The 13109-nt window shown below is 33.3% G+C and carries 8 protein-coding genes; 2 read left to right on the top strand and 6 right to left on the bottom strand.

From position 1 onward, the window contains the following. Window positions 1-71 precede the first annotated feature (71 nt). The 3 genes from HCB38_RS04320 to HCB38_RS04310 all read right to left on the bottom strand — a co-directional run bounded on the left by HCB38_RS04320 (window position 72) and on the right by HCB38_RS04310 (window position 4219). Window positions 72-1097 (bottom strand): ribitol-5-phosphate dehydrogenase, encoded by a 1026-nt coding sequence (locus HCB38_RS04320; RefSeq protein ID WP_185318471.1) that lies wholly within the window; start codon window positions 1095-1097, stop codon window positions 72-74. Further along, window positions 1090-1803: an IspD/TarI family cytidylyltransferase gene (locus tag HCB38_RS04315; RefSeq protein ID WP_003766398.1), complete on the bottom strand. Its 714-nt coding sequence runs from the start codon at window positions 1801-1803 to the stop codon at window positions 1090-1092. Before HCB38_RS04315 ends, HCB38_RS04320 begins: the two co-directional genes overlap by 8 nt. A 64-nt stretch (window positions 1804-1867) precedes the next feature. Beyond that, window positions 1868-4219, bottom strand: coding sequence for a bifunctional glycosyltransferase/CDP-glycerol:glycerophosphate glycerophosphotransferase (locus HCB38_RS04310; RefSeq protein ID WP_185318470.1), 2352 nt, complete (start codon window positions 4217-4219; stop codon window positions 1868-1870). 175 nt (window positions 4220-4394) lie between these two features. Here HCB38_RS04310 and galU point away from each other — a divergent pair, with 175 nt between their 5' ends. After that, window positions 4395-5285: a UTP--glucose-1-phosphate uridylyltransferase GalU gene (gene galU / locus HCB38_RS04305; protein ID WP_185318469.1), complete on the top strand. Its 891-nt coding sequence runs from the start codon at window positions 4395-4397 to the stop codon at window positions 5283-5285. 49 nt (window positions 5286-5334) lie between these two features. Here the strand turns inward: galU and HCB38_RS04300 are convergent, their stop codons facing one another. The 3 genes from HCB38_RS04300 to HCB38_RS04290 form a co-directional block, all read right to left on the bottom strand. After that, window positions 5335-6282 (bottom strand): glycosyltransferase family 2 protein, encoded by a 948-nt coding sequence (locus HCB38_RS04300; protein WP_003771326.1) that lies wholly within the window; start codon window positions 6280-6282, stop codon window positions 5335-5337. Window positions 6283-6292: 10 nt separating this feature from the next. Continuing rightward, the gene (locus tag HCB38_RS04295) at window positions 6293-8146 is read right to left on the bottom strand and encodes a DUF6020 family protein (RefSeq protein WP_185637646.1); all 1854 of its coding nucleotides are present in this window, start codon (window positions 8144-8146) and stop codon (window positions 6293-6295) included. 125 nt (window positions 8147-8271) lie between these two features. Beyond that, a complete protein-coding gene (locus HCB38_RS04290) occupies window positions 8272-10503 on the bottom strand; it encodes an SH3 domain-containing protein (RefSeq protein WP_185637644.1) in 2232 nt (743 codons plus the stop codon). A 574-nt stretch (window positions 10504-11077) separates the two neighbouring features. Between HCB38_RS04290 and HCB38_RS04285 the strand changes: the two genes are divergently transcribed. Continuing rightward, complete coding sequence (locus HCB38_RS04285; RefSeq protein WP_185318466.1) at window positions 11078-13108, top strand: DUF6270 domain-containing protein; 2031 nt, start codon at window positions 11078-11080, stop codon at window positions 13106-13108. Window position 13109: the final 1 nt, after the last annotated feature.

The following is a 13109-nucleotide window of genomic DNA, read 5'->3' as shown; positions in this document are numbered from 1 at the left end:
CTGCCTTGCTTCCTAAATATACTTTAGTAAACAAATTCATAAGCGTATAGCCTAAACTCCCCAATGTTTTATTATATCTTCCACTCCATAACGCTTTTGCCCCATGGACTACGTAAGTCAGCTTCAAATACTTCAATAACATCTTGAATCGAATGTACCGTGTGCACTTCACCAACAAGATTTTGTAAATATTCTACTCCGCGTTTATTCGTAGATAGAAATTCTACTGTTTTTTCAAAGTCAATCCGGCCGCTACGGCTACTTCCGTAAACTGTAAGCCCTTTTTCAAGTACCATACGTGAATTAAATTCAATAGGATACTCAGAAACACCTAGTAATGAGATAGTTCCTTCTGGTTTAATTACATCAATAATCTGACTGACTGCATACTGGCTTCCCATGCCACCAGCACATTCAAAAGCTTGATCAATAACTAAATCAGCTGGCACATCATCAATCGTATATGCACCATCTACAAAAGAAAAGAAGTCTAATTTATATGGTGTTTTTCCAAAAATGTAAACTTTACTTTCTGGATACCAATTTTTTAATAATAAGGAAGTGATAAAGCCTAAGTTTCCATCACCCCATACGCCAAAGCTTGCGCGGTTAGCATTACTTTTTCCTTCAAAGCGTAAAATCGCATGTACAGCAACAGAAATAAGCTCAGAAAACGCCGCTACTTTCATATTGATGTCATCAGGTAGCGCAACCACCCGGTCACGACGCATAAAAACATAATCTTGCATTAAACCATCATAACCACTAGAACGGAATTTACTTGAACGTAAATAGTTCTCCGCAATGACTGGATCATTCTCAAATGGTGTATTCGGAATCATGACAACTTTTGTTCCAGGTTTAAACTCTTTTGTTGCATCATAAACGACTTCTCCAACACCTTCGTGAATAAGTGCCATTGGAAGTTTTTTAGAAAGCATTTCTTTTCCTCTAGAACCTGTATAGTAGCGTTGGTCTGCCGCACAAATAGATAAATGAGTAGGTCTAACAACGACCACATCACCAGCTAAAGATTCGTCCACATTGGCAACTTCAAACTGTCTCTCTGACACAAGTCTATATACTTGATTAATCATTGGCTATCCGCTCCTGAATAATCGCATTCGCTACTTTCAAATCATATGGAGTTGTAATTTTTATATTGAATATCTCGCCTTTAACAAGCTTCACCTGATCGCCAGCAAGCAAACAAATTTTACATGCGTCTGTTAAAATTTGTTTTTTCTCTGCGCTTAAGTTTTGATAATGATTATACACTTTTTTCATATTGAAACTTTGTGGTGTTTGCCCTTGATACATTTGATCTCTGACAGGAATATCTGTAATAAACTCATGATTACTTGATTCAACGATTGTATCAAGTGCTTCAATAACAGTATCTACAGCGCCGGTTTCAATCGCAGCATCAATGTTTTCTTCAATAATTCGGTGCGTTAAAAATGGACGTACAGCATCATGTGTTACGATAATATCTTCATCGTTTAAACCGAATGTTTTTTCGACATAACGAATTCCGTTCATAATTGTTTCATTACGGTCTTCTCCGCCTTCAATGACGACAATTCGATCATCTGAAATATACTTTTTAATATTATCCTCAGCATGGTTCATCCATTCTTTTGGTGAGGAAATAAGAATTTTATCAAATCGTGTATTTAAAATAAATTTTTCTACTGTATGAACAATGATTGGTTTACCATTTAGAGGTAGAAATTGTTTCGGCATGCTAACGTTACCCATTCGCGTACCTTTTCCTCCAGCTAAAATTTGAGCGTATATCATCCTCTAATCTCCTTTAACTGTTTTTTTGACATTGTTAATTATATCATATTTCAAAAAGTAAATCTTACTTAATAAGTTCTTTCACAATTCGTTTAGCAGAGTTGCCGTCTAAATCGTCGAAAAATCTTTCTTTAAACACACGGACTTTTTCTAAGTCAAAATCGTTTGCTTTGATTGCTCCAATAACTTCTTCATTTGTACGTACTATTGGACCAGGAACAAATTCTTCATAATTATAATAGAAATTACGTTCTCCTAAATACCCCTCCAAATCGTATGCATAAAAGAGCACTGGTTTTTCCATAATAGAGAAATCAAACACTACTGAAGAATAATCAGTAATTAAAATGTCGGTATTAATCAAGACATCATTAATATCTTCATTACTCATGTTAAATGCAAACTCTTGTAAATCAAATGGAATACCAACGCCTCGAACTACAGAAGGATGCATTTTCAAAACAAGTACATACTCATCCCCTAGTTGTTCTGCTAAACGACGAATATTTAAATTCATAACAAATTGTTGGCGTTCACCAGGACCCCCGCGGAAAGTAGGCGCATAAGTAATGACTTTTTTATTTTTTAAAGCAGGATATTTTCCTTCAAAAACGTTTTTAATATAAGCTTTGTATTCATCATTGAAAAAGCGATCAGTACGCGGTACGCCAAGTGGCAATACATTTTTTTCATCCACATCAAACGCTTCTGCATAAAATGGCACAATTTCACTGGAAGAAACTACTACTTTTGAATAGTTTTTATGTGCATCTCGTTCAAAGCTCTCTGTATTACTATCTGCATAACCGATTGAACTAAAACCGAACTTTTTAAATGCTCCAGCTGCATGCCAAAGTTGAATAACTTCAGAATCTTTACGAAGAGTTAAGCCATAAATTTGGCGATAATAATCATCTAAAAAGATATACTCAGCAGTTGCAATATCCTTATACATTTTTAAAAGTTCTAAAATAGTTCTTTGCGGTTGCTTCAAATAACCTACTACTTTATAATCTGGCTTTTGTAAAATAATTTCATCATAAACTGCTTTAAATGAATCAGCCAACACATCATGCTTATTCGTTAAAAAGATTATTTTACGTTCTTTTTTCGCTAATTTATAAAATGGAAAAGCAATTCTCCGTGCATAAAAATTGCGAGATAATCCAACTAGTTTTTTCCAATTTCCAACAACTACTTTTTCAAATCCAGTCGAAATAGTAGATTTTAGCTTACGTGCTACAAGACGATTATAAATAGGTTTTACTGAATTTCGTTTGGCTGCTTTTTCACCAGCACGAACTTCTTTTGGAAAATCGGAGGACAATAATTTATTCAACGAACCTGGATCCAATTTTTCATAAGCTAATCTCAACGCTCTTAAGTAACTGGGACGTGCTTTTTCTTTAATGAATGTATAACGATTAATAGTTTCAAATGTTAATAGTCTTTGGAAAACACCTAGATTATTAAACAAATGGAAATCCATTGAATCTATTAATGCACGGAAAGCATCAAACATTTTGATTTGTGTTTCCGCATCCCCGTTCAAAAGAATACCTTTATATGCAGGCCAAATATCCGTTGCAATAATTCGGTCATGATAGTCCACTCTGATTTTTTGAAGTGCAACTGGGTTAGTCACATACTCTTTCAAAAGAGCATCAGATAGTTTTATACTTGCAATAATATCTTTAAAACTTACATATGGATTCGAAGTAACTATTTGTGATAAAGAAATATCTCCTTCATCTTCTCGCGCACGATAGTTATAAATAATTTCATCTACGGTATAAATACTTTTAGCTTTTAAATAAGCTTCAATTACAAAAGGATGATCTTCTGCCACCTTGATTGAATCTGGAAAACGAATATCTTGTACTACTTCACGAAGGTACAGTTTATTACAAGGCCCTAATGTATAAAGCATTTCCGGATTTTGAATAAGTGTTTTACGTCCGCTTTTAAAAACGCCTTTGTTATAGTGCCCGCCAATAAACCATGAACGATTACTATTAAAACTAACAGAAATCCCCGTGACTACTCCTACTTGCTCTTTCTCAGCAGCCTCGTACATGATTTCTAACGCTCTTTCTGGGAGGATGTCATCAGAGTCCACAAAACTAATATATTTGCCTTTAGCAATGCTTAAACCATTGTTACGTGCCATGCCTGGACCAGCATTAGGTTCTTTAGCTACGCAAATGTTATCAAAACGGTCACCGTAATCCACAATTTTTTCGAAGCTTCCATCTGAAGACCCATCATCTACTAAAATAATTTCAATGTCTTTTAGTGTCTGGTTTAATAACGATTCAATAGTTTCATCAATATAATTAATTACATTGTAGACTGGAACGATAGCAGATACTTTAGGTTCTGCTAATTTTGATTCTCTTATAATCTCATAGAGCATTCTTAATCTCCCTTTATACTTTTTATTTATTTACTTTCTTCAATCTATTACAATTGCTCATAAATGTCAAGATTACACAGTAAAATCTCCCCTTTTAATGTCCAGCTTGAATTAAGATCAATGAATGGCGTATAATGAACATTATTATAGCAATATATTTTAAAGGAGCGTACATATGAAAGTAAAAAAAGCAGTCATTCCAGCAGCGGGGTTAGGTACTAGGTTTCTTCCTGCCACAAAAGCTATGCCTAAAGAAATATTACCAATCGTGGATAAGCCAACTATTCAATATATAGTAGAAGAAGCGGTTGAATCTGGTATTGAAGACATTTTAATCGTAACAGGGAAAGGAAAAAGAGCTATTGAAGACCACTTCGATTCTGTCCCTGAACTTGAGCTTAATTTACGTGAGAAAAATAAATTAGAATTACTTCATCTAATTGAAGAAACAACAAATATCAATCTTCACTTTATCCGTCAGTCTAAGCCTAAAGGTCTTGGAGATGCTATTCTTCAAGCAAGAGGATTTGTTGGTAATGAACCGTTTATCGTCATGCTAGGTGATGATATTGTTCAAGCTAAAACACCATGTGCTAAACAATTAATCCAACAATATGAAAAAACACACAGTTCCATTATTGGCGTTCAGACTGTACCTCACGAAGAAACTTACCGTTATGGTATTATTGATCCAATTGATGAATACAGCAAAAACCTATATAATGTTAATGGTTTCGTAGAAAAACCTAATCCTAAAGAAGCACCATCTAATCTTGCTATTTTAGGAAGATATTTATTAACTCCACAAATTTTTGATTTCCTTGAAACACAAAAACCTGGAGCTGGTGGTGAAGTTCAACTTACTGATGCTATTAATAGCCTAAATGAAATCCAACGAGTTTTTGCTTATGATTTTGAAGGAGAGCGTTATGATGTTGGAGATAAATTTGGTTTTATCAAAACCACAATGCAATTTGCTTTAAAACATCCTGAAATAAAAGATGATGTTGCTAATTTAGTAGATGAGCTTTATCTTAAACTTCACGCAAAAGATAAAAATAAATAATAAAAACGCATGGCTTTTACAGAAGCCATGCGTTTTTTATCTAATTATATTAGTTTAACGGATTTCTTTCACGATATTTAACAAGCTCTAAAAAGTAGACTTGTCTGTTTCTATGCGCTATCGTATCAAGAATCAAACCACAAATGAAGAACAATATTCCCATTAAAATTAAACCTGTTGCAAGTAATGCACTTGGGAATTTAAGAACTAAGCCAATTTGAGCGAATTGTATTATAACTGGCAAGCCAACAAGAATTCCTACAAGAACAAATAAAGACGCTAGCAAATTGAAAAATAAGAATGGACGACTATTTTTAAATAATCTTACAATAGTCATAATTACTTTGAAACCATCTGAAAAAGTATTTAATTTAGATTCACTACCTTCTGGACGATCACGATAATCAATTTCAATTTCTTTCACTAGAAAACGATTTTCTAGCGCGTGGATACTCATTTCAGTTTCAATTTCAAAACCAGGACTTAAAACAGGCATTGTCTTAACAAAATAACGATCAAACCCACGATAACCTGTCATTATATCTCTTAAATTACTTTTAAAAATACGATTAATTGTATTACGCACTAGTGAATTACCAAAGTCATGGAAATTTCTTTTATTTTCTTCTGTATAAGTCCCATTACTTAAACGGTCACCAATGACCATATTCGCTTCTTTGTTACGAAGAACCTCTAGAATTTCATGGCAGTACTCTGCAGGATACGTATCATCCCCGTCCACCATTAGATAATAATCCGCATCAATATCCGCAAACATCGAACGAACTACATTTCCTTTACCTTGGCGCATTTCTTTACGAACGATTGCGCCATGCTCTTTTGCTATTTCAAAAGTTTTATCTTTAGAATTGTTATCATACACGTAAATATCTGCATTTGGTAACTCTTTCTTAAAATCATCAATTACCTTGCCTATTGTAAGCTCCTCGTTATAGCAAGGTAAGAGTACAGCTACTTTTTCATTTAGAATTCCCATGATTCTCTCCTTAAATTTGATTTTCTTTATAATTTTTTAATTTAGTTGCGAAAAAGACTATCGGTACAGTAAAGACGAAGCTATAACAATATCTAAAATCCGTCGCCGGCATAGCAATCGCTATTGTTATAATAGCCATCACTACCGGAGCAAATATAAGCAATTTCTTTTTCGGACGCTGCATACATACAGCTGCAATCGCAATAACAAGTAAGACTAATGGAATTGCTCCCTTTAATAGATAATTTTGCCATTCTTCTGTTGTTTTCACAAAAATGTTATCAGTCATTTTCTTTATACCAGGTGCTTTAGATATGGAAATTAGTGGATTTGTAGAATCCTTAATTCTTTCCTTGTATTCACTGTAACTTACAGCTTCTTTTCCGGTCGCGTTCTTATATTCTACTTGATAGCCCTGATAACCTAATTTGTTTATCTCTTCTTCCGATAAACCGTCTGGGAAAAATTTCGCGAAAGCTTTGACATCGTATCTCATTTCTTGAATATCTGCTGGTGTATCAAAGTATACTTTATAATCTTCTGGAGAATAAAACTGCCAAATAACTGCGACTTGATTTAAATAAGCTTCGACGTAAGTTCCAAAATTGGATGTCAAAAGTTTAAACCAGTTCTTAATATATAGTCCAAAATCATCCTCAATAACAGATGAATTATACTCAGCATCATGTTTAATTGGATCTACCGTATATGGGTTGTAATCTTTTTTCCAGTTTTCTTCGGGCAAGATGGAAGTAAAATACTCTTTTAATTCTGGTGTAAAATTACCATTGTTATAAAAAGTAGCTCCAATTTGTTGTGAAGGAATAGCTAATGCTTGGTTTAAAGGATTGGGCTGGGCATGAAGGACATTTGTCATAACAAGACCAAATAAAAAGTTCAATCCCAGAGTACCAACAATTACTCCGGTTATAATTAGACGATAATTCTTCATAAAAATAAGTAAGCATAATAACGAGACAATTATTATCATAATTCCATTGTTTCGTAAGTTTATGCAAACAAAAGCAACTAAAACGAAAGCAGCAAAATGCCACCAATTTTTTAACCATAAACCGTTAGACTGCACTATTTTGAGTATCAGCACTGTGAAAAGCAGAATAAAAGCAGCAAATGGGAAATCTTTCCATGCTGTAGCAGAATAAATCATTGCTACAGGATATAAAGCATAACCGATAGAAATACAAACACCGATCCAAATATTTGCCCCCATTTTTACAAGTGTATAAATTGCAAAACCTACAATTAATGAACCAACGATGATTTGAGAGAAAATATAACTGGCTGGCGAATTATAAATAGCACTTGTTGTTTCTATCCACAAGGTATGTAAAAGCGGATGCCACTGACTATATTGCCGAATTCCATGAGCCATCCCCCATTGGAAATAAGAATCAAAAGTCATTTTTGCTGGATAATAAGCTAGGAATGACATCATCCAGACTACAAAAGGAATACTTGAGAACAGGACAAATAGTGTCCATTTTGGTTTCCGTTCTTGTCTTACTTTGTATTCTGTTTTCATTTCAAGTAGTAAAAGGAAAACAAATGCAGCAATCACAAAAAATGTTCCTAATAAAATAATACTATAAAAAATAAAATTCCCGCCGTATGGTCCACCATTATATGATGAAGCCATCCAAAACAAACTAACTACTAATGATGTAATCAATATTGACCATTGAAGGTGAATATTCCTTACTTGTCTAAAATAAAGAACTGTTAATACTACTACGAACAATAACCAAGTTAAAGTTAGTTTAAAAGATTCTGAGTAGTAGCTAATAGTAAGCAAACTGAGTAGTAATAACAAGACTCCAACTACAACTCTTTTTTTATTTAACACGCTTCTTCTCCACTCCCTATATAAAACATTACTATTGTTAAATATAGCAAAAAAAAGATAGTTACGCAATGACAATTTAAAGCGAGTCCCTACGCAAAAGACGTAAAGACTCGCTTTAAATTTATTTATTTATATTTCGGAATATCAAACTCTTGATTGTAACTCGACAACTGGTTGTATAGTTTTTGCATACCTGATGTTTGTTTATAAGCCCATCCAATATCTGTTGCATACATGTGACTTCCTGGATTAGCAGGATTGTATCTCATTTTATACAGTGTATCTTGACCTTTGGCAATATAATTTTTTGCGACAAAATCAGCACCGCCAATGATAGCTTTTTCAGGAGTATCCCATCCTTGTTTATAAGCGTATTCAGACCCACCTCGTAAAGGATCACTATCGATAGCTCCAATCCCATACATGTTATAAACTTTTTTCGGTGTAACTGGCTTACCACCTACTACACTAACAGTAATTCCATTAGCAAGCTTAGATGAACCATTACCAGTTTCCAAAATAGAGTGGGATATTAAATAAATCTCATTAATATTGGAAGTTTGTGCTGCTTTATTGAAGCTACTTGCTTTATTTGCCAATATTCCCTTTCCAGCGAGAATATTTTTATTTACTTCATTTATATCGACGTTCGCTGGTTTAGACAGCACTAAAAATTGTAAATATGCTGCTGTATTCTTTTCAAAATTACTTGGATTTAAATAATAGGAAGTATCAACTTGTGTTGCATTAAACCATTGACGGTTAAATGTAAACTTATACCATTTACTTCCATCTGCTGCTGTTACAGTACTTAAAATAGTAATTTCTTCTCCACTTTTCAGCTTTCCTTGCACAAAACCAGTTTTACTAGCAGTACTTCTAACTTGTCCAGTAGCATCGATAGCAACACCTTTATTTGTGCCTGTAGTTTTTTTAATTGCTTCTGCATTAATATAAGAGTTAGCCGGCTTTTTATCCGTTTGTGGAACGTCTGCCATAATTTTTGATAAAGCAGTTGCAAATGTAATAGGATAGTTCGTTTGTTTGTATGTCTTCTTAATTGGTTGATATGGCGTATCGCTAAAGTACCCAATGTTCATGTACCCAACAGAGTTACCATAAACAAATTTAGCCCAATTATTGTTATCAATACTACCTACTTCCATCTCTACTTTAGCGCTTTCTGGAATTACGGTAACAGTTGTACTATCATAAGTACGTGCTTGTCTTAAGTTTATATTTCCAGTAGCATATTTAACACTATATTTAGCATTGGGCGTTTTAGCAGTAATATAGGCAGATTTCATATAGCCCACTCTACCATTATATGCTACTTTCATCCAACCGTTTGCATCAGTCGAATTCTGTTCTACATAAACTTTAGCATTTTTAGGCGCTTGAACAATTATCTCAGAATCGTAACTACGGCTACTACGGATATTTAAATCACTAATAGCATAGTTTTCAAAATAGATTTTTGTCGGATCATAAGTAGATAAATATGACTCTCTCATAAATCCAGTTTCACCAGTATTTGTGATTATTTTTACCCAACCGTTATTATCCATCGAACCATCTTCTACATACATTTCTTGGTTCTGCGGAATGGAAGTTACTATAGCCGTATCAAAGCTTCTACCTGCACGAAGGTTTACAAGATTCGGTGCATAGTAAGTACCATATGTTTTTGTTGGATCTGTCAGAGAAAAATAATTCGTCTTCATATATCCAACTTTACCTTGATACAAAATTTTTGCCCAACCACTTGAATCAACGGAGCCTTGTTCCATATAAAACTGTTGATTTACTGGTATTGTCGTTACGACCGAAGAATCAAATGTGCGTGATTCTCTCACGTTGATTGCGCCCGGGGCATAATACTTAATATAGTCCAATGTTGGATTAGTTACAGAAAGATAACCTTCTTTCATATAACCAACGTTTCCTTCATAAACAATTCGCACCCAACCATCGCTATCTTTAGAATTATCTTCCACATAAAACTTTTCATTCGTAGGAATTACAAGTAAGGTTGCAGAATCAAAACTCCGGTCTACACGGAGGTTTATCATACTTGGTGCATAATATTCTCCGTAGCTACGTAATGGATTTAACATGGTTAAATAATTAATTTTCATGTAGCCAGTATAACTTTTATAAGAAATTTCAACCCATCCATTATTGTCTTCAGAGCGAGGCTTTACTTTCACTTCTTCATTTTTAGGTATGGTTGTAACCACACTACTTGAAAAGTCCCTTTGAGAGCGTAAGTTTATATCATTAATTGCATAATAATATAAGGATTCTGAGGCTGCGTATGCTTTTACAGTGGGAAATAGTACTGTCCCTAAAAGCATAATAAGTAACAACTTACAAATTAACTTTTTTATTTTTATTCTAATCAACCACTCTTTCGTATACTATTTTTTTAGATAGTATAAATTATTTAATATCTTTAAAACCAATCTATTTATAGTAGACTTGCTTTAGATAATGCATACATCAAGCTGGATTTTAAATTCAGACAACTTTTTCAGTGGCTCCTTAAAAATTGTCCTTTTTTAAATAACCCCCAGTTTCTTTACCCTCCCTTATAATTTAATACTAGTCTATATTCTACCAAATTTTAAGCCTCTATGCGTTACATATTTGTTACAAAAATCAATTAAATTCAAGCCAAAAGGTCTATGTGCCTATTGACACGCAAAAAAAGGAAGATTTTACTTAAAAAGCAAACAATTTCCATTAAGAGAAAAGTTCTTTAACAAAATCCCATTGATTTTGTCACTTAAAATATAAACGTACCTCAATGTGTTTTTTATTTAAAGTTCAACTACAAAAATTTTTCATTTGATTTTTTGGTGGTAATTAAATTTTTATGCTAAAATATAATAATATGAAACTAAATACTTGCAAGGAGAATGGAACTATATGAAACCCTATTTAAATAATATTGAATTCCAACAAGAGACTCAAACATGGACTATTTCCGGAACGTGCGCAGTTAAAATTGAAGAAGTGCAAGCGCACTATACCGAAATGTTCGAATTCCTTCGCCCTGAAAAGAAAATAAATCTATCTTTTGAAACAAATGGTAAAAACTTTACTGCAACTATCCCAATGTCCGAAATAGCAGAAAATTCTATTACAAACAATAAAACTCCATGGAATTTCCGGATAATTAGTGGTGGTAAAAAGTATCCACTTGAATCTGATGGACCAGTAACAAATAAAGAAGTTACCCCTAAAAATGCTTTCTATCAATATGTATTTGAATTTCCAGAAGGCCTAGTTACCTTGTTTAGTAAACCAAAAGACATTACTGCTACACTTATAGATTTTGCCATAACACCCGATACTTTATCTGGAGCAATTAAATTAAATACACCTATTGAACCAGATACATATTCAGCTGAAATAGTAATAAAACGTCGTCCCTATTCAGCTCTTTATCTGTTTCATGAACAAGAAGAAGCTTTCCAAATCGGTACTATAAAAACGGACAAAATAAATTTTCAAGTAAAATTGCAAGCACTTTCATCAAATCTACTCGTTGATTCAAATAATGTTGTGGATACTTTTATTCGACTAAATTCGCTCTCTATAAATAAACAACATGATTTCTACTTGAATATTGATAATTCTATCAAAAACATTATTCCAAGAGAGGTAGAGCTTAGTCATCCGAAGTATAGCAAAATAAACACTTATGTTACCGGATCTAATCGTTTATCTTTCTACTTTAAAAAGAATTATCAAGAAATAGTTAGCCTTACTGCTTTTCAAGAAGATGCTAATAAAATTGATCTTCAGTTCTCGATCCCTAAAAACTTCATTGATAGCAAATTAGTCATTAAACGAAGAGATAATAAGGCAAAGTTATTTGAATATTATATAGAACAAGAATTTCCTATAAAGAAAGGATTACTAAAATCAGCTACAACTATTTCAAGACATGAATTTTTATCAGGCAATGTTAATAAAGAAAATGGTATTTGGGACTTCTTTATCCGGTCCACTGATCAACCCGATTTACCGATTTTCATTCCCGATACAGTTGATTTATCGAAAAATAAATTCCATAATGTATCTAACCAGCCTTTTCTAGCTAAAATTATTAAAAACGGAGCAAAAAATCTTTCTATTAATACCAATCCTGCTCCTGAATCAAATGCTAATCCACTAAAAATAGCTGTGATGGGCTCTTGTTTTAGTAGAAATGCTTTTAATTCCAAACCTTTCTTCAATCCGGATTACAAACGCTTTTTTGAAGTCACATTTACACAGTCCCACACATCCCTTTTTAGTGTTTTATCGAAACCTTATACAGGAATAAATATTGATGACTACGGCAATATGACAGATAACGAGCGAAGAACGCTTCAAGCAGATTTTGATAAAGGCTTCTTTGAAAATCTAGAGAATTCTAAGTCTGATTATCTACTAATAGATTTGTATGCAGATGTTTTACGTGGCCCAATTTGGTTAGAAAGTGGGGAAATTCTTAGCTTATCATATATAAGCGAGCAGACAGGTATTCTTAATGATTTACCAATTAAACGACTACTTGATCACTCTGATAATGACGCCTTCTTCCAAGAATGGACAAGCTATGCAGATGCGTTTATTGAAAAACTATTAACTGTACTTCCAGCTGAAAGAATTATTTTAAATAAAGGCGGATTTACAAGTAAGTATTATGATAAGAACGGTGCGGTTCAAGAATACAAAATTAAAATGCGTATCGAACGCAACAATTATTTCTGGGATCGTTTAAATAACTACTTCCTATCTAAAGTACCTACAGCACAAGTTATTGACTTTACTAAAAAACCATATATAGGAGATTACTATTATCCATTTGGGCATTCATTCTCTCACTATGAATCTGGTTACTACAAAGATTTCATGCGAGAAATGATTTATATTACTGAACGAGAAAAAAGAAAATCAAATAATTAAA

Source organism: Listeria farberi, from assembly GCF_014229295.1.
Lineage (GTDB): Bacteria > Bacillota > Bacilli > Lactobacillales > Listeriaceae > Listeria > Listeria farberi.
Note: the sequence above shows the minus strand (reverse complement) of the source record. Positions and strands in the feature narration are given on the sequence as shown.

Bases quoted from the DNA above. Each gene is read 5' to 3' on its own strand.
- HCB38_RS04320 (WP_185318471.1), bottom strand. From the start codon at position 1,097: ATGATTAATCAAGTATATAGACTTGTGTCAGAGAGACAGTTTGAAGTT.
- HCB38_RS04315 (WP_003766398.1), bottom strand. From the start codon at position 1,803: ATGATATACGCTCAAATTTTAGCTGGAGGAAAAGGTACGCGAATGGGT.
- HCB38_RS04310 (WP_185318470.1), bottom strand. From the start codon at position 4,219: ATGCTCTATGAGATTATAAGAGAATCAAAATTAGCAGAACCTAAAGTA.
- galU (WP_185318469.1), top strand. From the start codon at position 4,395: ATGAAAGTAAAAAAAGCAGTCATTCCAGCAGCGGGGTTAGGTACTAGG.
- HCB38_RS04300 (WP_003771326.1), bottom strand. From the start codon at position 6,282: ATGGGAATTCTAAATGAAAAAGTAGCTGTACTCTTACCTTGCTATAAC.
- HCB38_RS04290 (WP_185637644.1), bottom strand. From the start codon at position 10,503: ATGCTTTTAGGGACAGTACTATTTCCCACTGTAAAAGCATACGCAGCC.
- HCB38_RS04285 (WP_185318466.1), top strand. From the start codon at position 11,078: ATGAAACCCTATTTAAATAATATTGAATTCCAACAAGAGACTCAAACA.